This window comes from Ruegeria sp. YTSA226 (assembly GCF_059609905.1).
The window spans coordinates 322,355-343,330 of record NZ_JBXWMQ010000004.1; the positions used below are offsets into that span (position 1 = coordinate 322,355).

Sequence of the window (20,976 nt, forward strand, 5' to 3'; positions counted from 1 at the left end):
ATGAACGTTTCTTTGAATGATGTCATGGCCCGCTATCCGGGTGCTCAGACTTTCAAGTTTGGTGACAACGCAACGTTGAGCGCAGAACTTTTGGCCTTAGTGCGTGCAGGAAGGAAAACAGCGACCTGCGGTGCTTTGCGAGACTATCCCGAAGGCAGTGCGGATACTCCGGTCGTTGGGCGGCGCGATATCGCTTTGGACTGGGATGGTCGTCCCGCGCTGGTGATCGAAACGAATGAGGTAACGACCTGCCGATATTGCGATGTGACCGAGGATTTCGCGCTGGCCGAGGGCGAGAATGAGGCGCTTGAAGGATGGCGCGAAGATCACCGCCGGTATTTCGAGCGAAACGGCGGGTTTGATCCCGAAATGGAATTGCTCTGCGAGCGGTTCCGACTTGTCGAAGATCTCGGGGTTGAGGGATAAGCCATGTTCAATAAAATCCTGATTGCTAACCGAGGCGAGATTGCCTGTCGGGTGATGGAAACGGCTCAGAAAATGGGTGTATCCTGTGTTGCAGTGTACTCGGACGCGGACGCCTCGGCCAAGCATGTGCAAATGGCGGATGAGGCGGTGCATATCGGTGGCGCGGCCCCGGCGGACAGCTATTTAAAGGGTGATGTGATCATTCAGGCAGCGCTGGATACGGGCGCGCAGGCGATTCATCCGGGCTATGGGTTTCTGTCTGAAAACCCCGGTTTCGTTGACGCGGTTGCGGCTGCGGGTCTGATCTTTATCGGGCCCTCGGCGGATGCGATCCGCAAGATGGGCCTCAAAGACGCGGCAAAAGTGTTGATGGAGCTGGCGGGCGTGCCCGTGGTTCCGGGTTATCACGGCGATAACCAAGACCCTGATCATCTGGCGGGCGCGGCCCAGACCATCGGATATCCAGTGCTGATCAAGGCCGTTGCGGGGGGCGGCGGCAAGGGGATGCGGCTGGTAGAGCACCCCGAAGACTTTACTGAGGCTCTAGACAGTGCGCGGGGAGAGGCGAAAACCGCCTTTGGCAACGATGCCGTTCTGGTCGAAAAATTCGTTTCCAAGCCCCGGCATATCGAGGTGCAGGTGTTCGGCGATGGCACCCAGGCGGTGCATCTGTTCGAACGCGATTGTTCGCTGCAGCGGCGGCACCAGAAGGTGATCGAAGAAGCTCCGGCGCCCGGAATGACGGTTGAAATGCGTGAGGCCATGGGGCAGGCGGGCGTGCGCGCCGCCGAGGCGATTGGCTACAAAGGCGCAGGTACGGTTGAGTTCATCGTTGATGCATCGGACGGGCTGCGCTCGGATCGGTTCTGGTTCATGGAGATGAACACGCGCTTGCAGGTGGAACACCCCGTGACCGAGGCGATTACCGGCGTTGATCTGGTCGAATGGCAGTTGCGAGTCGCCTCGGGTGAGGCGTTGCCAAAAACGCAGGATGACCTGACGATCAACGGGCATGCGTTCGAAGCCCGGCTTTACGCCGAGGACGTGCCCAAAGGGTTTTTGCCCGCAACAGGTACGCTGACACATCTGCGCTTTCCTGCGGAATGCCGCGCCGATAGCGGAGTGCGGTCCGGCGATACAATCAGCCCCTGGTACGATCCGATGATTGCCAAGGTCGTGGTGCATGGCCCGACGCGTGCAGTGGCGCTGGAAAACCTGCACCGGGTTCTTCGGCGGACCGAGGTTGCCGGGACGGTCACGAATCTCTCGTTTCTTGGCGCGCTGACCCGGCACCCCGGATTTGTGGCGGGCGATGTCGATACCGGGCTGATCGGTCGGGATATCGACGGGCTGGTCCGAACTTCTGATGCGCGCGCGGGCTTGATTGTTGCAGCAGCCATGACGGCGCTTGATCTGGTCGAGACCGGGCCCGACACGGGTTTCAGCCTGTGGGCGCCGCTGCACCGGGCCGTCCAGTTGAAGTACGATAGCGAGCTCATTGATCTAGACGTACAGGTCGAAGGACCTGACCGGCAGGTCTGGCAGATCAAGGACACAACGGTTCTGGCGCAACGGCGCAATGGAGGCTGGTACATTGATGACCGCCCGATGCCGCCCGTGGCACTGGCTGGTGCGACAATCACAGTATTCGATGACTATGGGCAAGTGTTTGAGCATGTCGATCCGCTGGATCGCGATGCAAGCGCCTTGGGCGATACCAATGTGGTCGAGGCGCCGATGCCCGGTCTGGTCAAGGCCATGTTCGCCACCGTAGGGCAAGCCGTTTCAGAAGGTGATCGACTGGCCATTCTGGAAGCGATGAAAATGGAACATTCCTTGCTGGCTGCCCGTGATGGCGTGATCGCCGAGGTGCTGGCCGAAACGGGCGCTCAGGTCGAGGCCGGCGCGGCGCTGGTCCGGCTGGAGGAGGAATGATCTGTCCCGCTGCGCCGCAACGTGGCACAGTCGGGACAACACGGCATAACGGGAGGCGAAAGCTATGGGTGAACGGGTCGACATTTTTGAAGTAGGGCCACGTGATGGGCTGCAGAACGAACAGCGGGAAATTCCTGTTGCCGAGAAGGTCGCTCTGATCGATTGCCTGAGCAAGGCGGGCTTCAATCGGATCGAAGTTGCCAGTTTTGTGTCTCCGAAATGGGTGCCCCAGATGGCTGGCAGTGCCGATGTTCTGGCCGGGATCCAGCGGGTTGGTAAGGTGCGCTATGCGGCGCTGACGCCAAATATGCGCGGGTACGAGGACGCCTTGTCTGCCAAAGCGGATGAGATTGCCGTATTCGCATCTGCCTCGGAAGGGTTCTCGAAGGCCAATCTCAACGCGACCATCGCCGAATCCATTGAGAGGTTCAAACCGATCCTAGAGGCTGCGCGCCATATTGACCTGCCAGTGCGCGGTTACGTGTCCTGCGCGACCGACTGCCCCTATGATGGTCCAACCCCACCCGAGAAGGTGGCCGAGATTGCGGACACACTATTTGCGTTGGGTTGCTATGAGGTGTCGCTGGGAGATACGATCGGGCAAGGAACACCGGACACTATCGCCCATATGCTTCTGGCGGTGCGTGAGACGGTGCCTGTTACCCGCTTGGCGGGACATTTCCACGACACCAATGGTCGGGCCATCGACAATATCGACGCTGCATTGGCGCTGGGCGTGCGGACATTTGACTCAGCAGTCGGGGGGCTGGGCGGTTGCCCCTACGCACCTGGCGCAGCAGGGAACGTGGCCACCGAAGCCGTGGTCGCGCATCTAGAGCGTCTTGGATACGAAACGGGGCTTGATCTGGGGATCGTGGAACAAGCGGCACAAATGGCACTGGCCATGAGGGCGGAGTAGGCGATGTTTGAAACGATCTCGGTCACGGTTGATCCACGTGGCGTTGCAACCCTGACGCTGAACCGCCCGGAGAAGCATAATGCGATGTCCGCGCAGATGATCCGGGAACTGACACAAGCGGCGGTGCAGTTGGGCGGCGATGGCACTGTGCGCGTCGTCGTTCTGACCGGAGCAGGCAAAAGCTTTTGTGCCGGTGGGGATCTGGGCTGGATGCAGGACCAGATGGCAGCGGATCCTCAGACACGCTTTGTCGAAGCACGCAAACTGGCCGAGATGTTGCAGGCGTTGAATGTGATGCTCAAACCGCTGATCGGAGCGTTACAGGGCAACGCCTTTGGTGGCGGCGTGGGCCTTGCCGCCGTCTGCGACGTGGCAATAGGTGTCGAGACCCTGAAAATGGGCCTGACCGAGACGCGACTGGGTCTGATCCCGGCCACCATCGGCCCCTATGTTGTCGCTCGGATGGGGGCGGCACGTGCGCGGCGGGTCTTTATGTCGGCCCGATTGTTTGACGCGGCCGAGGCCGTCGATTTGGGCCTATTGGCCAAAACGGTCTCAGCAGAAGATCTGGCGGACGCTGTCGAGGCCGAGGTTGAACCCTATCTGTCATGTGCGCCTGGTGCGGTGGCCTCGGCCAAGGCCTTGGTTCATGGTTTGGGGCCGCGTGTTGACGATCCCGTTATCGACCAAACGATCCGGGCGCTTGTTGCGCGCTGGGAAACCGACGAGGCGCATGAGGGAATCAGCGCATTCTTCGACAAGCGAAAACCTGTATGGAATAGTTAGGTTTACGTTCTGTCGGTCTGGGCGTTTCACGGATCGAAGTTCGGCTGGAATGAAACGGAATATTAGGGTGCCATGCGGTTGTGTTTGGTTGACCCTCTGACCCCGCGCGGATAGAGAATGTCCAGTCAACACGCTAATTGACGGCGCTCCCCTACGGGGCACGCGCAGGAAAGGAGCTATTCGTGGAAGACCTGCTGCGGGAGTACCTCCCGATCCTGGTGTTTCTGGTCGTCGCTGCGGGCCTTGGAATCGTCCTGATTCTTGCCGCTGTGGTGCTGGCCGTCCGCAATCCCGACCCTGAAAAGGTCAGCGCTTATGAATGCGGCTTCAACGCCTTCGACGATGCGCGGATGAAATTCGACGTCCGGTTTTACCTGGTTTCGATTCTCTTCATCATCTTCGATCTGGAAATCGCGTTCCTGTTTCCCTGGGCCGTCGGTTTCAAGGACATCAGCGATGTGGGCTTTTGGTCCATGATAGTATTCCTGGGCGTTCTGACCATCGGCTTTGCCTATGAATGGAAGAAAGGGGCCCTGGAATGGGAGTGATGACGGGTGCAGACACCGCCGGCGTCGACAAAGAAGTCGCCACCCAGGCCCTGAATGCCGAGCTGCAGGACAAAGGCTTTCTGTTGACCTCGACGGAGGACATCATCAACTGGGCCCGAACCGGGTCGTTACACTGGATGACCTTCGGGCTGGCCTGTTGCGCAGTTGAGATGATGCACACCTCGATGCCGCGTTATGATGCAGAACGGTTCGGTATCGCGCCACGCGCGTCCCCACGTCAGTCAGACGTTATGATTGTGGCCGGAACGCTGACCAACAAAATGGCGCCTGCGCTGCGTAAGGTCTATGACCAGATGCCCGAGCCGCGCTATGTGATCTCGATGGGATCCTGCGCCAACGGCGGCGGGTATTACCATTATTCCTATTCTGTTGTGCGCGGCTGTGACCGCATTGTGCCGGTCGATATCTACGTGCCCGGTTGCCCTCCGACGGCTGAGGCGCTGTTGTATGGTCTGATGCAGCTGCAGCGCAAAATCCGCCGCACTGGCACCATTGTACGCTGAGGAGAGGGCAATGAACGAAGCACTCAAAGAACTCGGCGCGCAGCTGGAACTCAAACGGACCGATTGCGTTCTGTCCTGGGATGTCACCCATGATGAGTTGAACGTGGACGTGGCCCCGTCGAACCTTGTGGAATTTATCGAATTTCTGAAGGGCGATGCCAGTTGCAAGTTCTCGACCCTGGTGGACATCACAGCCGTTGACTATCCCGAGCGGGCCAAGCGGTTCGATGTGGTCTATCACTTCCTGTCGATGTACCAGAACCAGCGTATCCGCCTGCGCGTGTCGATCCGTGAGGATGACATGGTGCCGTCGATTGTCGACGTTCACCCCTCGGCCAACTGGTTCGAGCGCGAGGTGTTCGATATGTTCGGCATCCTTTTCTCGGGCCATCCTGATCTGCGGCGAATCCTGACCGACTATGGCTTTCGTGGCTATCCGCTGCGCAAGGATTTCCCGACCACCGGCTATACCGAGGTCCGTTATGACGAGGCGCAAAAGCGTGTGGTCTATGAGCCGGTCAATCTGGTGCAGGAATACCGTCAGTTTGATTTCATGTCTCCGTGGGAGGGTGCGAATTACATCCTGCCCGGCGATGAGAAACAGGAGAGCGAATAATGGGTGGCATTTGGTGGCTGATCCTATCTGCACTGACCATCATCCCGATGGTGAAGATTTTGCCGTTCTTCGGGATTAACAAATACTGGTGCCTGCTCTGTCTGATCCCCTTTGGCACGATCGCGTTGTTGTGGTGGGTCGGGCTGAAACTGCAAGAGCTGGAGCGCCGCTGAGATGATGATGCTGGGGGAACTGATCGTGCTGGGTGCGCTGGGGGTCCTTCTGGCGGGGGCTGCAGCCAAGGCGGCCGAGGCCGAAAAGGTCCGGGTTCGGGCCGAAGCGAAAAAGAATAGGCGGGGGCGTTGATGGACGGCTCAAGATATGATGACGGCAGCACGGACGCGCTGAGCGGAGAACAGAAGATCCGCAATTTCAACATTAACTTTGGCCCGCAACACCCTGCGGCGCACGGGGTTTTACGGCTTGTGCTTGAGCTGGATGGCGAGATTGTTGAGCGTTGCGACCCGCATATCGGTTTGTTGCACCGTGGCACCGAAAAGCTGATGGAAAGCCGGACGTATCTGCAGAACCTGCCGTATTTCGATCGTCTCGACTACGTTGCGCCGATGAACCAGGAACATGCCTGGTGTCTGGCCATTGAAAAGCTGACCGGAGTTGAGGTGCCGCGCCGAGGTTCTCTGATCCGGGTGCTGTATTCCGAGATCGGGCGCATCCTGAACCACTTGCTGAACGTGACCACGCAGGCGATGGATGTGGGGGCGCTGACCCCGCCGCTCTGGGGGTTTGAAGAGCGCGAAAAGCTGATGGTGTTCTATGAACGCGCCTGTGGTGCCCGCCTGCACGCGGCCTATTTCCGCCCCGGCGGCGTACATCAGGACCTGCCGCCGGAACTGCTGGACGATATCGAGACGTGGAGCCACGAATTCCCCACCATCCTCGACGACATTGATGGTCTGCTGACCGAAAACCGCATCTTCAAACAGCGCAACGCCGATATTGGCGTGGTGACCGAGGACGACATCCAGAAATACGGTTTTTCGGGTGTGATGGTGCGCGGATCGGGTCTGGCATGGGACCTGCGTCGCGCGCAGCCCTATGAATGCTATGATGAATTCGAGTTCCAGATCCCCGTCGGCAAGAACGGCGACTGCTATGACCGTTATCTCTGCCGCATGGAAGAGATGCGTCAATCACTGCACATCATCCGTCAGGCCATCGCCAAAATCCGGGAATGCCCCGGAGACGTTCTGGCCCGTGGCAAGATCACCCCGCCCAAACGCTCGGACATGAAGACCTCGATGGAAAGCCTGATCCATCACTTCAAACTGTACACCGAAGGGTTCCACGTGCCCTCGGGTGAGGTTTACGCCGCCGTTGAGGCCCCTAAGGGTGAGTTCGGCGTTTATCTGGTCGCTGACGGCACCAACAAACCCTACCGCGCCAAACTGCGCGCCCCGGGCTTCCTGCACCTGCAAGCTATGGACCACATCGCCGGAGGCCACCAACTGGCCGACGTCGCCGCCATCATCGGCACCATGGATGTCGTATTTGGAGAGATTGACCGCTAATGCTCCGCCGTCTTCATCCCGAACAACCCGAAAGCTTCGCCTTTACCGCTGCCAACCGGCAATGGGCCGAAGCGCAGATCACCAAATACCCCGAAGGCCGTCAGGCCAGCGCGGTGATCCCTCTGCTGTGGCGCGCGCAAGAACAAGAGGGCTGGCTGAGCCGCCCGGCGATTGAATCCGTCGCTGACATGCTGGGCATGGCCTATATCCGCGTGCTCGAAGTCGCCTCGTTCTATTTCATGTTCCAGCTGCAGCCGGTTGGCTCGGTTGCGCATATTCAGGTGTGCGGCACCACATCCTGCATGATCTGCGGGGCCGAGGATTTGATCGCGGTCTGCAAGGACAAGATCGCCGCCAAGCCGCATGCGTTGTCCGCCGATGGCAAGCTCAGCTGGGAAGAGGTCGAATGCCTGGGCTCTTGCACCAACGCGCCGATGGCGCAGATCGGCAAGGACTATTACGAAGACCTGACCGCCGAGGGTTTTGGCAAGATCATCGACGATCTGGCCGCTGGCAAAGTGCCGACACCGGGCCCTCAGAACGGGCGCTATGCTGCAGAGCCTCTGAAGGGGCTGACCAGCCTGTCCGAATATGACAGTGGCCGAACCCAGTATAACGCCAGCGTTCAGTTGGCGCGTGATCAGGGGGATACCGTCAAGCGCATCGACGGGACCGAGGTTCCGATCCTGACGCCATGGCAGGGCAAGGATGGCAAGGCGGCGGCGACAAAGGCTGCTCCGAATCCTCCCAAGGCCCCCGCACCGGCCAAACCCGCGGTGAAACAAGCGGCTGAGGCGAAGGCGGTCAAAGAAGACCAGCCCGATACGCTTTCGGCTGCGCGGGACGGCAAGTCGGACGATCTGAAGCTGCTTAAAGGTGTCGGGCCTAAGCTTGAGAAGACGCTGAACGAGTTGGGCTTCTATCATTATGATCAGATCGCCAAATGGACGCCTGAGCAGGTTGCCTGGGTTGATGCGCGGCTGAAGTTCAAAGGCCGGATCGAGAGAGACGGCTGGATTGATCAGGCCACCAAGCTGGCGGCGGGTGAAGAAACCGAGTTCGCCAAGCGGGCCAAGGACGACGGTACATACGAAGACTAGGATGTGTGCCCGCTCTGGGCATTTAGGACAAGATGGACAAGGACAAGGAACAGGCCATGGCCCGCAAGGGTCGACATATCGGAGTGGTCATCGCCGTGACCATGCTGATCTGGCTTGCCATGACCATGTTCATTGGCCCCGCGATGGAACTGCCGGGACGCTATGCGCTGCTGTTTGATTTTGCCGCGCTGGCCGGGTTCATCTATGCGGGCGTCAACATTTTTCAACTCTGGCGCATGCGTCAGGACAGCTGAAGGTAACACATGATGCTGAAGGATCAGGACAGGATCTTTACCAACATCTACGGGATGCATGAGCGTACATTGCGCGGTGCACAGGCCCGGGGGCATTGGGACGGCACCGCTGGCCTGATCGGCAACGGGCGCGACTGGATCATCCAGACGATGAAGGATTCAGGGCTGCGCGGCCGGGGCGGGGCGGGTTTTCCAACCGGTCTGAAGTGGTCCTTCATGCCCAAGGAAAGTGACGGTCGCCCGTCCTATCTGGTGGTGAACGCGGATGAATCCGAGCCTGGCACCTGCAAAGACCGTGAAATCATGCGCCACGATCCGCATACGCTGATCGAAGGCTGCCTGATAGCCTCTTTCGCGATGAATGCGCATACTTGCTATATCTACCTGCGCGGGGAATACATCCGCGAGCGTGAGGCGCTGCAGGCCGCGATTGACGAAGGCTATGACGCCGGTTTGTTGGGCAAGAACGCCGCTGGGTCAGGCTGGGATTTCGACTTGTTTCTGCATCACGGGGCGGGCGCCTATATCTGTGGTGAAGAAACTGCCCTGATCGAAAGCCTTGAGGGCAAAAAGGGCATGCCGCGGATGAAGCCACCGTTCCCGGCGGGCGCAGGTCTGTATGGGTGCCCGACCACGGTGAACAATGTGGAATCCATTGCGGTAGTGCCGACGATCTTGCGTCGCGGGGCCGACTGGTTCGCAGGTTTTGGCCGTCAGAACAATGCAGGCACCAAGCTGTTTGCGATCTCGGGCCATGTGAACAACCCCTGTGTGGTCGAAGAGTCAATGTCGATCCCGTTTGAACAGCTGATCGAAACCCATTGCGGCGGCATTCGCGGCGGCTGGGACAATTTGCTGGCGGTTATTCCGGGTGGTTCGTCGGTGCCCTGTGTGCGCGGTGAGAATATGCGCGACGCGATCATGGACTTTGACCACCTGCGCAACGATCTGGGCTCGGGCCTGGGTACGGCTGCCGTGATCGTGATGGATAAATCCACCGATATAATCAAAGCGATCTGGCGATTGTCGAAGTTTTACAAACATGAAAGCTGCGGTCAGTGCACGCCGTGTCGCGAAGGCACCGGATGGATGATGCGCGTCATGGACCGCCTTGTGCGCGGTGAGGCCGAGTTGGAAGAGATCGACATGCTGTTTGACGTAACCAAACAGGTGGAAGGCCACACGATCTGTGCCCTCGGTGATGCGGCAGCCTGGCCAATCCAGGGCCTGATCCGCAATTTCCGGGAAGAAATCGAAGACCGCATCAAGGCCCAGAAATCGGGCCGCACGGGTGCGATGGCAGCGGAGTGATTCAAATGGAAGTATTCTCGGACTATGGCCATGCACTTGCATCGGTGATGATCTTCACCCTCGTCGTCCTGTTCCTAGCCCCATTTTCGGCAATGGCCAAACAGGGTAAGGGGCTGGCGCCAGGCGCCACGCCCGAGCAAGATTATTCAGACAGGGCCTATCGGTTGAACCGTGCCTATCTGAACGGCACTGAAACGCTTCCTGCTTTTGCGGCGGTGACGATCGCGGCAATTTTGTTGGGGGTCAGCCCGTTTTGGGTAAACTTGCTCGCCTCGGTGGCACTGGTTTCGCGTCTGGCAATGCTGTTTGTTCATCTGCGTGGACTGGGTAAGCCGAACTCTGGCTTGCGCTCGGTTCTTTACGTGGTTGCCTGGCTTTGCATGTTCGTGATGGGGATCATGGCATTGGTGGCGGCGTTTTAATGATTGAACGAACTGTTGATCTTGTGACCAGAACCAAGAATGTTTCCCTCATCGGCGCAGTTTTACTGCTGGTGGCGGTTTCGGCCTGCGGGCTGATTAAGCCTTCGGAAGATCGTATTCTATTCGATGGCAAGTCGTTCAGAGCCAAAGCAAAGCACATCAACAAAAAAGCGTCTCCTTCGGATTTCACCGTTGTGATCAAAGGAGTATCTGCCTCATTGGATGGTGCACGCGAGGCCGGCCGTTATGAGGGCACCAAGTTTTGCATCGCGAATTTCGGATCCTCCAGGATCGACTGGAAGGTCGGGCCGGATACCGAACCACAAAACCTTCAGATCAACGATGACAGACTAACCTTTGCCGGGAGCTGCCGCCGTCCATGAAGCGGTTTTTTGCATATCACGCCGTGACAGGCCCATTGCTATTGCATAGCAATGCTGGCCTCCGTCGTCTTGGTCTTTCCAAGACGAAAGGATTTGTCATGTCTGGTATCAAAATGCTTGCCGTTGCAACGGCGCTGACACTGCCTGCGGTTGCTTTGGCTAAACCTCCCTTGCGCGAAGTCAAAGAGATCGACAACGAACTCTATTACATCGCTATCGCGAACGAAATTTCGGAATACTGCCCCTCCATCAGCGGGCGGCGTATGAAGGCGATTGGTGTGATGTGGGGCTTGCGGTCGAAGGCGAACCAGTTGGGCTATTCCGACAGTGAAATCCGCTCCTATGTCGATTCGGATGCAGAAAAAGACCGAATGCGCGCCAAGGGCGAGGCCTATCTGGCCCAAAATGGCGTGTCGTATGACCGGCCGAATTCCTTCTGTACGCTTGGTCGCGCGGAAATTGAAAGAAACAGCGCCATCGGCGTGTATTTGAGGGCGAATTGAGTATGGGTTTCAGAGCTTTGATGACGGGCTTTGCTGGTGTTTTGCTTTTGGTCTTAGCTGGATGCGAGTCAACATCCAGCCAAGCTTTGGACGCTGACACATCTCGCGCTCAGTTTCGTACACAGGTTCCGCAGAGCCTCTATGATGTGGCCTTTGCCAACGCTATGGCAGAGCAGATTGCAGGCGGTTGTCCGAATTTGTCGCTCAATCGATCGCAGATCAGGCAAAGCATGAAAACGGTAGCTGACGACCTAGAAGCCAAGGGGTATCGGGAAAGTGATTTTGTCTATCTCGAAAGAAATTTGCCGCGGAAGCGGATACAGGACGACGCTATTCGCTATATCCAAGGAAACGGCATCGTGATTGGCGTTCCAGATACGATGTGCTCGGCAGGGCGAAGCGAAATCGCCAAAAAATCTGCTATCGGCACATTCCTGAAAGGGTAGTTTAAATCATGTCTGACCTCCGCAAAGTTAACATCGACGGACAGGAAATCGAAGTCGATGGTGCGATGACCCTGATTCAGGCCTGCGAACAGGCCGGGGTCGAAGTGCCGCGCTTTTGCTATCACGAGCGTCTGTCGATTGCCGGGAACTGCCGGATGTGTCTGGTCGAAGTTGTTGGGGGGCCGCCTAAACCTGCGGCCTCTTGTGCCATGCAGGTGCGCGATCTTCGTCCGGGGCCGGAAGGGCAAGCACCGGTGGTCAAAACCAACTCGCCCATGGTCAAGAAGGCCCGCGAAGGAGTGATGGAGTTCTTGCTGATCAACCATCCACTGGATTGCCCGATCTGCGATCAGGGTGGCGAGTGCGATCTGCAGGATCAGGCGATGGCTTATGGCATGTCGGGCACGCGGTTTAAGGAAGCCAAGCGCGCGGTCGATGATCTGGATCTGGGTCCGCTGGTTGGTACCGCGATGACCCGCTGCATCAGTTGCACCCGCTGCGTGCGCTTTACAACCGAAGTGGCCGGGATCACTCAGATGGGTCAAACCGGACGGGGCGAAGACGCCGAGATCACGTCATATCTGAACCAGACGCTGGATTCGAATCTGCAAGGTAATATCATCGACTTGTGCCCCGTCGGGGCGCTGACCTCGAAACCCTATGCTTTTACCGCGCGCCCTTGGGAACTGATCAAGACCGAAAGCATCGACGTGATGGATGCATTGGGTTCGAACATTCGTGTGGATACCAAAGGGCGCGAAGTCATGCGCTTTTTGCCGCGCAATCATGATGGCGTGAACGAAGAATGGATCAGTGATAAGACGCGGTTTGTGTGGGACGGCCTGCGTCGTCAGCGGCTGGACAAGCCATACTTGCGTGAAAACGGTAAGCTGCGCCCGGCGACGTGGCCCGAGGCGTTGACCAAAGCGGCCGAGGCGTTGAAAGGGGCTGAAAAGCCCGCCGGTATCGTGGGCGACTTGGCCCCGGTCGAGGCTACGTTTGCTCTGAAGCAGATGATTGAAGGGCAGGGCGGGGTTGTCGAAAGCCGTACCGATGGCGCCAAGTTGCCAACGGGCAACCGCGCGGCCTATGCCGGGACCGCTGCGATCGAAGATATCGACAGCGCCGAGCGCATTCTGCTGATCGGAACCAACCCGCGTGATGAGGCGCCGGTGCTGAACGCGCGCATTCGCAAAGCCTGGGCGCATGGGGCCGAGATTGCTGTGGTCGGCCCGGCAGTCGATCTGACCTATGACTACCACCATGTCGGCGATGATCGTGCGGCATTGCAGCAGGTGGTGGATATGGGCGGAGATGATGAGGTCAAGGGCAAACGCTCGTTGGTCATCATTGGTCAGGGTGCATTGCAGGAAGCGGATGGCGCTGCGGTTTTGGCCGCTGCGCAAACCATTGCGGCGAATACCGAAAGCGGTTTGATTGTCCTGCACACAGCCGCCTCACGTGTTGGTTCTATGGATGTCGATGCCACCAACGAAGGTGGCATGGATACAATCAGCGCGGCGGATGTGATCTATAATCTCGGTGCCGATGAAGTTGAAATCGGCGACGGCGCCTTTGTCATCTATCAGGGCAGCCATGGCGATCGAGGTGCGCACCGCGCCGACGTGATCCTGCCGGGCGCAGCCTATACCGAGGAAAACGGCCTGTTCGTGAACACCGAAGGCCGCCCGCAACTGGCGATGCGTGCCGGGTTTGCACCAGGTGAGGCTAAGGAAAACTGGGCGATCCTGCGCGCTTTGTCTGCCGAACTGGGTGCGACGCTGCCTTATGACTCGCTGGCGCAACTGCGCACCGCGCTGATCGAGGCGGTGCCGCATCTGGCCCGTATCGACGAGGTGATCGAAAACGAGGTTCAGGCGCTGAAGCTCGGCCCTCTGGGCAAGGCGAGCTTCCGTCACACCGTCAAGGATTTCTACCTGAGCAACCCGATTGCACGGGCCTCGCAGTTGATGGCTGAGCTATCGGCGCAGACGCAGGCACGCAAAGGCGAAAAGATCGCGGCGGAATGAACCGAAACTCTGTCATATCGCATTTCGACCCTGTGCTGGTCGGACAGGGGCTCGCCCCTGTTTTGCCTATGAAACGGAATAAAAAGGGTGGCGTAGAGGCTGCAGATGCTGTTTACACCAACGCGCCGACCCAGACGCACTTTACGCAGGCACATGGCCTTAGCATTTCGTGCGGAAAACGGAATACCCACGGTGTGAGGACCAATGGCTGAATTCTTTAACACCCCAGGCGGAATAGCCCTCATCATTTTGGCACAAGTGCTTGCCGTTGTGGCCTTTGTGATGATCTCGCTGTTGTTCCTTGTCTATGGAGACCGGAAGATCTGGGCGGCGGTTCAGATGCGCCGTGGCCCCAACGTGGTGGGCGTCTATGGCCTGCTGCAATCGGTGGCCGACGCGCTGAAATATGTTGTTAAAGAGGTGGTTATCCCAGCGGGTGCAGACCGCACCGTCTTTATCCTCGCGCCGTTGACCTCATTTGTTCTGGCGATGATCGCCTGGGCCGTGATTCCGTTCAACGACGGCTGGGTGCTGTCGGATATAAATGTCGCCATCCTGTATGTCTTCGCCGTGTCCTCGTTGGAGGTTTATGGCGTGATCATGGGGGGGTGGGCGTCGAACTCAAAGTACCCTTTCCTTGGCTCATTGCGCTCTGCCGCTCAGATGATTTCCTACGAGGTCTCGATTGGTCTGATCATCATCGGTGTGATCCTGTCGACCGGGTCGATGAACTTCGGTGACATCGTGCATGCGCAAGACGGGCGCTTTGGGTTCTTCAGCTGGTACTGGTTGCCGCATTTCCCAATGGTCTTCCTGTTCTTCATCTCGGCGCTGGCCGAAACCAACCGCCCACCGTTTGACCTGCCAGAGGCGGAATCCGAACTGGTCGCGGGCTATCAGGTCGAATACTCGGCCACGCCTTTCCTGTTGTTCATGGCTGGCGAATATATCGCCATTTTCCTGATGTGCGCGCTGACCACGCTGCTGTTTTTCGGCGGCTGGCTGTCCCCGATCCCGGGCCTGCCCGACGGCGTGTTGTGGATGGTCGCGAAGATGGCGTTCTTCTTCTTCCTCTTCGCAATGGTCAAGGCGATCACGCCGCGCTACCGCTATGACCAGCTGATGCGGCTGGGTTGGAAAGTCTTCCTGCCCTTCTCGCTGGCTTGGGTAGTCTTCGTGGCCTTTGCGGCGAAATTCGACTGGTTCTGGGGGGCATTCGCCCGTTGGAGCGTAGGAGGCTGACATGACCCAAATCGACTACACCCGCGCCGCCAAGTACTTCCTGCTACAGGACTTCTGGGTCGGCATGAAGCTGGGACTGAAGTACTTCTTCGCACCGAAGGCCACCCTGAACTACCCGCATGAAAAGGGTCCTCTGTCTCCGCGTTTTCGCGGTGAACACGCCCTGCGTCGCTATCCCAACGGTGAAGAACGCTGTATTGCCTGCAAACTCTGCGAGGCGATCTGCCCTGCACAGGCCATTACAATCGACGCCGAACCGCGCGAAGATGGCAGCCGCCGTACCACGCGCTATGACATCGACATGACCAAGTGCATCTATTGCGGTTTCTGCCAAGAGGCCTGCCCGGTCGATGCCATCGTCGAAGGTCCTAATTTCGAATTCGCCACGGAAACCCGCGAAGAGTTGTTCTACGACAAGGAAAAACTGCTCGACAACGGCGAGCGCTGGGAAGCCGAGATCGCCCGCAATCTGGAAATGGACGTGCCGTACCGATGACTGACGCCCCGACAAATCCGTTTGAGCTGATGATGAAGCAGGCGCAGGACATGGCCAAGGCGATGAACCCTGCGATGGAGAGTTTCTCGCCCAAAGGGTTCGAAACTCTATGGCCGACCATGCCGAAAGAAGTCATGGAGATGATGTTCGGCAACACCGTCAACAAAGACGGGTTGGATGCCAAAACGCGCCTGTTGCTGACACTGGCCGGGCTGACCTGTCAGGGCGCGCAGGCGGATGCGGCGGTGCGTCAGACCGTGCGCCACGCTGTGGAAGCCGGTGCCAAGAAACAAGAGATCGTGGAAACGATCGGTCAGATGTCGGTCTTTGCCGGCATCCCGGCCATGACCCGCGCGCTGGAATTGGCGCAAGAGGTCATGGGCGATAACGAGGATGAGGATCAATGACCGTCTTTGCCTTCTATCTGTTCGCCATCAGCGCCATCACCGGCGGGCTGTTCACGGTGATCAGCCGCCAGCCGGTGCATTCCGTGCTGTGGTTGATCCTGTCCTTCCTGTCCGCGGCAGGATTGTTTGTGCTGCTGGGGGCTGAGTTCGTGGCGATGCTGCTGATCATCGTCTATGTCGGCGCGGTCGCGGTTTTGTTCCTGTTCGTCGTGATGATGCTGGACGTGGATTTTGCTGAGCTCAAGGCCGAGATGGCGCGCTATATGCCGCTGGCCCTGCTGATCGGTCTGGTTATCCTGATGCAGTTTGTCATGGCCTTTGGGGCTTGGGACAGCGCGCAGGGTGCTTCCGCCAATCTGGCACAGCCGGTTCCGGTGGATCGTCACAATACCGAGGCACTGGGTGTCATCCTTTACGACCAATACTTCCTTCTGTTCCAACTGGCGGGCCTGATTCTGCTGGTGGCCATGATCGGCGCCATCGTGCTGACGCTGCGCCACCGTCAGGACATCAAGCGTCAGGACATCATCGGCCAGATGATGCGCGACCCGGCCAAAGCGATGGAGTTGAAGGACGTGAAACCGGGGCAGGGGTTGTGAGGTTCGGTGCCATCATATCTGGTTTTGCTGTGGCAAGTATGCCTTTGTCAGTAGTCGCGTTTCCAATAACGGAGTGCGATGGCCTGCCGTTGTTGTCCCATCATTGGATTGCAACTGAGCACCAAGTGATCGGTGACGGAGTTGTAGCTTTCTACGAAGCCGGCGGTCTTTGCGACGAAGAATTGGGATGCACGGAATCGACATTCCTAAAAATTTCAGCTTGCGAGACTGGGCAAACACTTAATGTCGTGACGCAACTCAACAGGGAATACGACAATACCCTTCTGGATCGAACTGACGAGGCAAGTGAAACCCTACAAAAACTGGCCAAAGGTGGTGCAAGCCATTCGTGGGATTCGGTGAAAAAGACATTCGATCAGAAAGCCTTCGACGTCAGCGAAATCACGGAAACGAATGAAAACTGCGCCTGTGCGGCGGCTTTTCCAGAGCTCCGTAACGGGAAAGAGAAATTCGAGGGACTATGAGACGATGATCGGACTTGAACACTATCTTACGGTCGCGGCGACGCTGTTCGTCATCGGCATCTTCGGTCTCTTCCTGAACCGCAAGAACGTCATCATCCTGCTGATGAGCATCGAACTGATGCTGCTGGCGGTGAATATCAACCTTGTGGCGTTCTCCAGCTTCCTGGGCGATCTGGTCGGGCAGGTGTTTACGCTGTTCGTGCTGACCGTGGCGGCGGCCGAAGCGGCGATCGGGCTGGCCATTCTGGTCTGCTTCTTCCGCAACCGCGGCTCGATCGCGGTTGAAGATGTCAATATGATGAAGGGGTAAGGGCACATGGAAACCACCATCCTCTTTGCCCCGCTGGTGGGCGCGATCCTGTGCGGGTTCGGCTGGAAGTTCATTGGCGAGAAAGCCGCCATGTGGACCGCCACGGGCCTGCTGTTTCTGGCCTGTCTGCTGTCGTGGATCGTCTTCCTGACGTTCGACGGCCACACCCAGCAGATCGAGATCATGCGCTGGATCGAAAGCGGCTCGCTGTCGACAAGTTGGGCCATTCGTCTGGACCGGCTGACCGCAATCATGTTGATCGTGGTGACGACCGTCTCGGCGCTGGTGCACCTGTATTCCTTTGGCTACATGGATCACGATCCGCAATGGCGCGAAGGCGAAAGCTATAAGCCACGCTTCTTTGCCTATCTGTCCTTCTTTACCTTTGCCATGCTGATGCTAGTGACGGCGGACAATCTGGTTCAGATGTTCTTTGGCTGGGAAGGTGTGGGCGTCGCGTCTTATCTGCTGATCGGGTTCTACTATCGCAAGCCCACCGCCAACGCCGCTGCGATGAAGGCGTTTATCGTCAACCGGGTTGGGGACTTTGGCTTTGCGCTTGGAATCTTTGCGCTATTCCTGCTGACCGACAGCATCAATTTCTCGGACATCTTCGCCTCTGCCCCGGCATTGGCCGAAGGGAAGCTGCACTTCCTGTGGGGTGAATGGACCGCGATCGAAGTGATCTGCGTTCTGCTGTTCATCGGTGCGATGGGCAAATCGGCACAGTTGTTCCTGCACACCTGGTTGCCGGATGCGATGGAAGGTCCGACGCCTGTATCAGCCCTGATCCACGCCGCGACCATGGTGACCGCTGGTGTCTTCCTGATCTGCCGCATGTCGCCGCTGATGGAGTTCGCGCCGGGTGCGACCGGGTTCATCACCTTCCTTGGTGCGTCGACGGCGTTCTTTGCCGCGACCGTGGGTTTGGTGCAGACCGATATCAAACGCGTCATCGCTTATTCGACCTGTTCGCAGCTTGGTTACATGTTCGTCGCCGCGGGCGTTGGTATGTACTCGGCTGCCATGTTCCACCTGTTGACGCACGCGTTCTTCAAGGCGCTGCTGTTCCTTGGCGCTGGTTCCGTGATCCACGCGATGCATCACGAGCAAGAGATGACCGAGTATGGCGGATTGCGGAAGAAGATCCCTTATACGTTTTGGGCGATGATGATCGGCACGCTGGCGATTACCGGCGTTGGTATTCCTCTGACCACATTTGGCTTTGCCGGGTTCCTGTCGAAAGACGCGATCATCGAAAGCGCCTTTGCCGGAGGCACCGGCTACGCGTTCTGGATGCTGGTAATTGCGGCGGTATTTACGTCATTCTACAGCTGGCGTCTGATTTTCCTGACCTTCTATGGCGAGCCGCGCGGGGACAAGCACACGCATGACTATGCGCATGAAAGCCCGTTGGTCATGCTGGTTCCGCTGGGCGTTCTGTCGCTGGGTGCGGTTTTCGCCGGGATGATCTGGTATGGCAACTTTTTTGGCCACACCGACAAGGTCGGCCAGTTCTATGGCATTCCGGTTGCAGAGGCTTCGGTGGATGGCCACGCGGCAGAGGGCGCGCATGGGGACGATACCCATGCCGAAGATGATCACGGCGACGATACGCATGCGGATGCCGGTCACGCGGAGGACAGCCATGGTGAGAAGGACGCGCAGGGCGGCGATCACCATTATGCCTTTGTTGGCACGCCCGGAGAAGGCGCGCTCTACATCGCACCGGACAATCATGTGCTGGACGATGCGCATGCTGTTCCGAAATGGGTCAAGGTCTCACCCTTCGTTGCGATGCTGCTTGGTTTCATCGTGGCCTATTGGTTCTATATCGTGAATACGACGTTGCCCGCGCGCTTGGCAGCAAACCAGCGTCCGCTTTATCTGTTCCTGCTGAACAAATGGTACTTTGATGAGATCTATGACGCGATCTTCGTCAAACCTTTCTTGGCACTTGGGCGGTTCCTGTGGAAACGCGGAGACGGCAACACGATTGACGGTTTCCTGAACGGGGTAGCGATGGGCATCGTGCCATTCTTCACCCGCCTCGCAGGCAAGGCGCAGACCGGTTACATATTTACCTATGCCTTCTGGATGGTCCTGGGAATTGCTGCCCTGGTCACCTGGATGTCGATCGGCGGAGGCGCACACTAATGGACAATATCCTCTCGATCGTCACCTTCATCCCCGCAGCGGCGGCCGCCATACTGGCGCTGTTTCTGCAGGGCGACGACGCAGCCGCGCAACGCAATGCCAAATGGGTGGCCATGGTTGCGACGACGGTGACCTTCCTGGTCTCGATTGGCATCTATACTGGCTTTGATCCTGAAAACACCGGCTTCCAGATGGTGGAAGAGGGCCAGTGGCTGATGGGTCTGAAATACAAGATGGGTGTGGATGGCATCAGCGTCCTGTTCGTGTTGCTGACCACTTTCATTATGCCGCTGACAATTCTGGCCAGCTGGAATGTGACAGACCGTGTTAAGGAATACATGATTGCTTTCCTGCTGCTGGAAACGCTGATGCTTGGCGTGTTCATGGCGCTGGACCTGGTGCTGTTCTACCTGTTCTTCGAAGCAGGTCTGATCCCGATGTTCCTGATCATCGGCATCTGGGGTGGTAAAGAGCGCATCTATGCCAGCTTCAAGTTCTTCCTCTACACGTTCCTTGGCTCTGTGCTGATGCTGGTGGCTATGGTTGCGATGTATGCGGATGCAGGCACGACGGATATCGAAGCGCTGATGGCGCATCATTTCTCGTCCGACAGCTTTACCGTTCTGGGCATCCATATCGTAGGCGGTATGCAGACGCTGATGTTCCTGGCGTTCTTTGCCTCATTTGCGGTGAAGATGCCGATGTGGCCGGTCCACACCTGGCTGCCGGATGCACACGTTCAGGCGCCGACCGCAGGGTCGGTCGTGCTGGCGGCGATCCTGTTGAAGATGGGTGGCTATGGCTTCCTGCGGTTCAGCCTGCCGATGTTCCCGGTGGGGTCGGCGGTGATGACCGATCTGGTGCTGTGGATGTCGGCCATCGCTGTAGTTTACACATCGCTGGTTGCTCTGGTGCAGGAGGATATGAAAAAGCTGATCGCTTATTCCTCGGTCGCACATATGGGCTTTGTCACCATGGGCATCTTTGCGGCAAACCAGCAGGGTGTCGACGGAGCCATCTTCCAGATGCTCAGCCACGGGTTCATCTCGGCAGCGCTCTTCCTGTGTGTCGGCGTGATCTATGACCGGATGCACACCCGCGATATCGAGGCCTATGGCGGTCTGGTGATCCGGATGCCCGCCTATGCGCTGGTCTTCATGCTGTTCACCATGGCCAATGTCGGTCTGCCGGGCACCAGTGGTTTCGTCGGAGAGTTCCTGACCCTGATGGGCGCATTCCAAGTCAATACCTGGGTGACTGCTGTGGCCGCGACTGGTGTTATCTTCTCGGCGGGATATGCTTTGTGGCTGTATCGTCGGGTCGTATTTGGCGATCTTATCAAAGAAAGCCTCAAGGCGATGACTGATATGAGCTCGCGCGAGCGGTTGATATTTGCCCCCCTGATCGTCATGACGATCCTGCTGGGTGTGTATCCATCGCTGGTAACAGATGTGATTGGCAACTCGACTGCCGCGCTGATTTCGAACTATGATACGGCTCTGGCCGCGGCTGAGACCGCGACCCAGACAGCCGCCTCGCATTAAGGAG

Annotated in this window: 26 protein-coding genes; all 26 read left to right on the forward strand. The window is 58.0% G+C overall.

Annotation, left to right across the window (positions count from 1 at the left end; all coding sequences use genetic code 11):
* The 26 genes from AC2FFF_RS08625 (at position 1) to AC2FFF_RS08750 (ending at position 20,972) form a co-directional block, all read left to right on the forward strand.
* Complete coding sequence (locus tag AC2FFF_RS08625) at positions 1-426, forward strand: ASCH domain-containing protein (RefSeq protein WP_142634907.1); 426 nt, start codon at positions 1-3, stop codon at positions 424-426.
* A 3-nt stretch (positions 427-429) separates the two neighbouring features.
* Positions 430-2,361: an acetyl/propionyl/methylcrotonyl-CoA carboxylase subunit alpha gene (locus AC2FFF_RS08630; protein ID WP_281972805.1), complete on the forward strand. Its 1,932-nt coding sequence runs from the start codon at positions 430-432 to the stop codon at positions 2,359-2,361.
* Positions 2,362-2,425: 64 nt separating this feature from the next.
* On the forward strand, positions 2,426-3,280 hold the full coding sequence (locus AC2FFF_RS08635) for a hydroxymethylglutaryl-CoA lyase (RefSeq protein ID WP_281972806.1): 855 nt from the start codon (positions 2,426-2,428) through the stop codon (positions 3,278-3,280).
* A gap of 3 nt (positions 3,281-3,283) precedes the next feature.
* On the forward strand, positions 3,284-4,066 hold the full coding sequence (locus tag AC2FFF_RS08640; RefSeq protein ID WP_281972807.1) for a crotonase/enoyl-CoA hydratase family protein: 783 nt from the start codon (positions 3,284-3,286) through the stop codon (positions 4,064-4,066).
* Positions 4,067-4,248: 182 nt separating this feature from the next.
* The gene (locus tag AC2FFF_RS08645) at positions 4,249-4,614 is read left to right on the forward strand and encodes an NADH-quinone oxidoreductase subunit A (RefSeq protein ID WP_142634899.1); all 366 of its coding nucleotides are present in this window, start codon (positions 4,249-4,251) and stop codon (positions 4,612-4,614) included.
* On the forward strand, positions 4,605-5,138 hold the full coding sequence (locus tag AC2FFF_RS08650; protein ID WP_281972808.1) for a NuoB/complex I 20 kDa subunit family protein: 534 nt from the start codon (positions 4,605-4,607) through the stop codon (positions 5,136-5,138). The genes AC2FFF_RS08645 and AC2FFF_RS08650 overlap by 10 nt, the downstream gene beginning before the upstream one ends.
* A 10-nt stretch (positions 5,139-5,148) precedes the next feature.
* Positions 5,149-5,754 carry an NADH-quinone oxidoreductase subunit C gene (locus AC2FFF_RS08655; RefSeq protein WP_281972809.1) on the forward strand — a complete coding sequence of 202 codons (606 nt, stop codon included), beginning with the start codon at positions 5,149-5,151 and terminating at the stop codon, positions 5,752-5,754.
* A complete protein-coding gene (locus AC2FFF_RS08660; RefSeq protein ID WP_170433422.1) occupies positions 5,754-5,927 on the forward strand; it encodes a hypothetical protein in 174 nt (57 codons plus the stop codon). Before AC2FFF_RS08655 ends, AC2FFF_RS08660 begins: the two co-directional genes overlap by 1 nt.
* Before the next feature lies 1 nt (position 5,928).
* Positions 5,929-6,060, forward strand: a complete 132-nt coding sequence (locus AC2FFF_RS08665) for a hypothetical protein (RefSeq protein WP_281972810.1) — start codon at positions 5,929-5,931, stop codon at positions 6,058-6,060.
* Positions 6,060-7,283, forward strand: a complete 1,224-nt coding sequence (locus AC2FFF_RS08670) for an NADH-quinone oxidoreductase subunit D (RefSeq protein WP_281972811.1) — start codon at positions 6,060-6,062, stop codon at positions 7,281-7,283. The genes AC2FFF_RS08665 and AC2FFF_RS08670 overlap by 1 nt, the downstream gene beginning before the upstream one ends.
* A complete protein-coding gene (nuoE, locus tag AC2FFF_RS08675) occupies positions 7,283-8,383 on the forward strand; it encodes an NADH-quinone oxidoreductase subunit NuoE (RefSeq protein WP_281972812.1) in 1,101 nt (366 codons plus the stop codon). The genes AC2FFF_RS08670 and nuoE overlap by 1 nt, the downstream gene beginning before the upstream one ends.
* A 32-nt stretch (positions 8,384-8,415) precedes the next feature.
* Positions 8,416-8,637 (forward strand): DUF5337 domain-containing protein, encoded by a 222-nt coding sequence (locus AC2FFF_RS08680; RefSeq protein ID WP_271950193.1) that lies wholly within the window; start codon positions 8,416-8,418, stop codon positions 8,635-8,637.
* Between the two features lie 12 nt (positions 8,638-8,649).
* Positions 8,650-9,948 carry an NADH-quinone oxidoreductase subunit NuoF gene (gene nuoF, locus AC2FFF_RS08685; protein ID WP_281972838.1) on the forward strand — a complete coding sequence of 433 codons (1,299 nt, stop codon included), beginning with the start codon at positions 8,650-8,652 and terminating at the stop codon, positions 9,946-9,948.
* Between the two features lie 5 nt (positions 9,949-9,953).
* On the forward strand, positions 9,954-10,370 hold the full coding sequence (locus AC2FFF_RS08690; protein WP_142634887.1) for an MAPEG family protein: 417 nt from the start codon (positions 9,954-9,956) through the stop codon (positions 10,368-10,370).
* Positions 10,370-10,753: a hypothetical protein gene (locus AC2FFF_RS08695; protein WP_142634885.1), complete on the forward strand. Its 384-nt coding sequence runs from the start codon at positions 10,370-10,372 to the stop codon at positions 10,751-10,753. Before AC2FFF_RS08690 ends, AC2FFF_RS08695 begins: the two co-directional genes overlap by 1 nt.
* A gap of 98 nt (positions 10,754-10,851) precedes the next feature.
* Positions 10,852-11,256 (forward strand): DUF5333 domain-containing protein, encoded by a 405-nt coding sequence (locus tag AC2FFF_RS08700; RefSeq protein ID WP_271950189.1) that lies wholly within the window; start codon positions 10,852-10,854, stop codon positions 11,254-11,256.
* A 20-nt stretch (positions 11,257-11,276) separates the two neighbouring features.
* Positions 11,277-11,702, forward strand: coding sequence for a DUF5333 family protein (locus AC2FFF_RS08705; RefSeq protein WP_271950187.1), 426 nt, complete (start codon positions 11,277-11,279; stop codon positions 11,700-11,702).
* Positions 11,703-11,710: 8 nt separating this feature from the next.
* A complete protein-coding gene (gene nuoG, locus AC2FFF_RS08710) occupies positions 11,711-13,732 on the forward strand; it encodes an NADH-quinone oxidoreductase subunit NuoG (RefSeq protein WP_281972813.1) in 2,022 nt (673 codons plus the stop codon).
* A 204-nt stretch (positions 13,733-13,936) separates the two neighbouring features.
* The gene (nuoH, locus tag AC2FFF_RS08715; protein WP_142634879.1) at positions 13,937-14,974 is read left to right on the forward strand and encodes an NADH-quinone oxidoreductase subunit NuoH; all 1,038 of its coding nucleotides are present in this window, start codon (positions 13,937-13,939) and stop codon (positions 14,972-14,974) included.
* Between the two features lies 1 nt (position 14,975).
* The gene (gene nuoI / locus AC2FFF_RS08720; protein ID WP_281972814.1) at positions 14,976-15,470 is read left to right on the forward strand and encodes an NADH-quinone oxidoreductase subunit NuoI; all 495 of its coding nucleotides are present in this window, start codon (positions 14,976-14,978) and stop codon (positions 15,468-15,470) included.
* On the forward strand, positions 15,467-15,877 hold the full coding sequence (locus AC2FFF_RS08725) for a carboxymuconolactone decarboxylase family protein (RefSeq protein ID WP_142634878.1): 411 nt from the start codon (positions 15,467-15,469) through the stop codon (positions 15,875-15,877). The genes nuoI and AC2FFF_RS08725 overlap by 4 nt, the downstream gene beginning before the upstream one ends.
* Positions 15,874-16,476 (forward strand): NADH-quinone oxidoreductase subunit J, encoded by a 603-nt coding sequence (locus AC2FFF_RS08730; protein WP_281972815.1) that lies wholly within the window; start codon positions 15,874-15,876, stop codon positions 16,474-16,476. Before AC2FFF_RS08725 ends, AC2FFF_RS08730 begins: the two co-directional genes overlap by 4 nt.
* A 125-nt stretch (positions 16,477-16,601) precedes the next feature.
* Complete coding sequence (locus AC2FFF_RS08735) at positions 16,602-16,961, forward strand: hypothetical protein (protein WP_496689759.1); 360 nt, start codon at positions 16,602-16,604, stop codon at positions 16,959-16,961.
* Positions 16,962-16,965: 4 nt separating this feature from the next.
* Positions 16,966-17,271, forward strand: coding sequence for an NADH-quinone oxidoreductase subunit NuoK (nuoK, locus tag AC2FFF_RS08740; protein ID WP_050602759.1), 306 nt, complete (start codon positions 16,966-16,968; stop codon positions 17,269-17,271).
* 6 nt (positions 17,272-17,277) lie between these two features.
* Entirely contained in the window at positions 17,278-19,428 is a 2,151-nt protein-coding gene (gene nuoL, locus AC2FFF_RS08745) for an NADH-quinone oxidoreductase subunit L (RefSeq protein ID WP_281972817.1), read from the forward strand.
* Positions 19,428-20,972 (forward strand): NADH-quinone oxidoreductase subunit M, encoded by a 1,545-nt coding sequence (locus tag AC2FFF_RS08750; RefSeq protein ID WP_281972818.1) that lies wholly within the window; start codon positions 19,428-19,430, stop codon positions 20,970-20,972. The genes nuoL and AC2FFF_RS08750 overlap by 1 nt, the downstream gene beginning before the upstream one ends.
* Positions 20,973-20,976 lie beyond the last annotated feature (4 nt).

What these genes read in the sequence shown, in the direction of transcription:
- AC2FFF_RS08625 (WP_142634907.1), top strand. Translation starts at nt 1, where the DNA reads ATGAACGTTTCTTTGAATGATGTCATGGCCCGCTATCCGGGTGCTCAG.
- AC2FFF_RS08630 (WP_281972805.1), top strand. Translation starts at nt 430, where the DNA reads ATGTTCAATAAAATCCTGATTGCTAACCGAGGCGAGATTGCCTGTCGG.
- AC2FFF_RS08635 (WP_281972806.1), top strand. Translation starts at nt 2,426, where the DNA reads ATGGGTGAACGGGTCGACATTTTTGAAGTAGGGCCACGTGATGGGCTG.
- AC2FFF_RS08640 (WP_281972807.1), top strand. Translation starts at nt 3,284, where the DNA reads ATGTTTGAAACGATCTCGGTCACGGTTGATCCACGTGGCGTTGCAACC.
- AC2FFF_RS08650 (WP_281972808.1), top strand. Translation starts at nt 4,605, where the DNA reads ATGGGAGTGATGACGGGTGCAGACACCGCCGGCGTCGACAAAGAAGTC.
- AC2FFF_RS08655 (WP_281972809.1), top strand. Translation starts at nt 5,149, where the DNA reads ATGAACGAAGCACTCAAAGAACTCGGCGCGCAGCTGGAACTCAAACGG.
- AC2FFF_RS08660 (WP_170433422.1), top strand. Translation starts at nt 5,754, where the DNA reads ATGGGTGGCATTTGGTGGCTGATCCTATCTGCACTGACCATCATCCCG.
- AC2FFF_RS08665 (WP_281972810.1), top strand. Translation starts at nt 5,929, where the DNA reads ATGATGATGCTGGGGGAACTGATCGTGCTGGGTGCGCTGGGGGTCCTT.
- AC2FFF_RS08670 (WP_281972811.1), top strand. Translation starts at nt 6,060, where the DNA reads ATGGACGGCTCAAGATATGATGACGGCAGCACGGACGCGCTGAGCGGA.
- nuoE (WP_281972812.1), top strand. Translation starts at nt 7,283, where the DNA reads ATGCTCCGCCGTCTTCATCCCGAACAACCCGAAAGCTTCGCCTTTACC.
- AC2FFF_RS08680 (WP_271950193.1), top strand. Translation starts at nt 8,416, where the DNA reads ATGGACAAGGACAAGGAACAGGCCATGGCCCGCAAGGGTCGACATATC.
- nuoF (WP_281972838.1), top strand. Translation starts at nt 8,650, where the DNA reads ATGCTGAAGGATCAGGACAGGATCTTTACCAACATCTACGGGATGCAT.
- AC2FFF_RS08690 (WP_142634887.1), top strand. Translation starts at nt 9,954, where the DNA reads ATGGAAGTATTCTCGGACTATGGCCATGCACTTGCATCGGTGATGATC.
- AC2FFF_RS08695 (WP_142634885.1), top strand. Translation starts at nt 10,370, where the DNA reads ATGATTGAACGAACTGTTGATCTTGTGACCAGAACCAAGAATGTTTCC.
- AC2FFF_RS08700 (WP_271950189.1), top strand. Translation starts at nt 10,852, where the DNA reads ATGTCTGGTATCAAAATGCTTGCCGTTGCAACGGCGCTGACACTGCCT.
- AC2FFF_RS08705 (WP_271950187.1), top strand. Translation starts at nt 11,277, where the DNA reads ATGACGGGCTTTGCTGGTGTTTTGCTTTTGGTCTTAGCTGGATGCGAG.
- nuoG (WP_281972813.1), top strand. Translation starts at nt 11,711, where the DNA reads ATGTCTGACCTCCGCAAAGTTAACATCGACGGACAGGAAATCGAAGTC.
- nuoH (WP_142634879.1), top strand. Translation starts at nt 13,937, where the DNA reads ATGGCTGAATTCTTTAACACCCCAGGCGGAATAGCCCTCATCATTTTG.
- nuoI (WP_281972814.1), top strand. Translation starts at nt 14,976, where the DNA reads ATGACCCAAATCGACTACACCCGCGCCGCCAAGTACTTCCTGCTACAG.
- AC2FFF_RS08725 (WP_142634878.1), top strand. Translation starts at nt 15,467, where the DNA reads ATGACTGACGCCCCGACAAATCCGTTTGAGCTGATGATGAAGCAGGCG.
- AC2FFF_RS08730 (WP_281972815.1), top strand. Translation starts at nt 15,874, where the DNA reads ATGACCGTCTTTGCCTTCTATCTGTTCGCCATCAGCGCCATCACCGGC.
- nuoK (WP_050602759.1), top strand. Translation starts at nt 16,966, where the DNA reads ATGATCGGACTTGAACACTATCTTACGGTCGCGGCGACGCTGTTCGTC.
- nuoL (WP_281972817.1), top strand. Translation starts at nt 17,278, where the DNA reads ATGGAAACCACCATCCTCTTTGCCCCGCTGGTGGGCGCGATCCTGTGC.
- AC2FFF_RS08750 (WP_281972818.1), top strand. Translation starts at nt 19,428, where the DNA reads ATGGACAATATCCTCTCGATCGTCACCTTCATCCCCGCAGCGGCGGCC.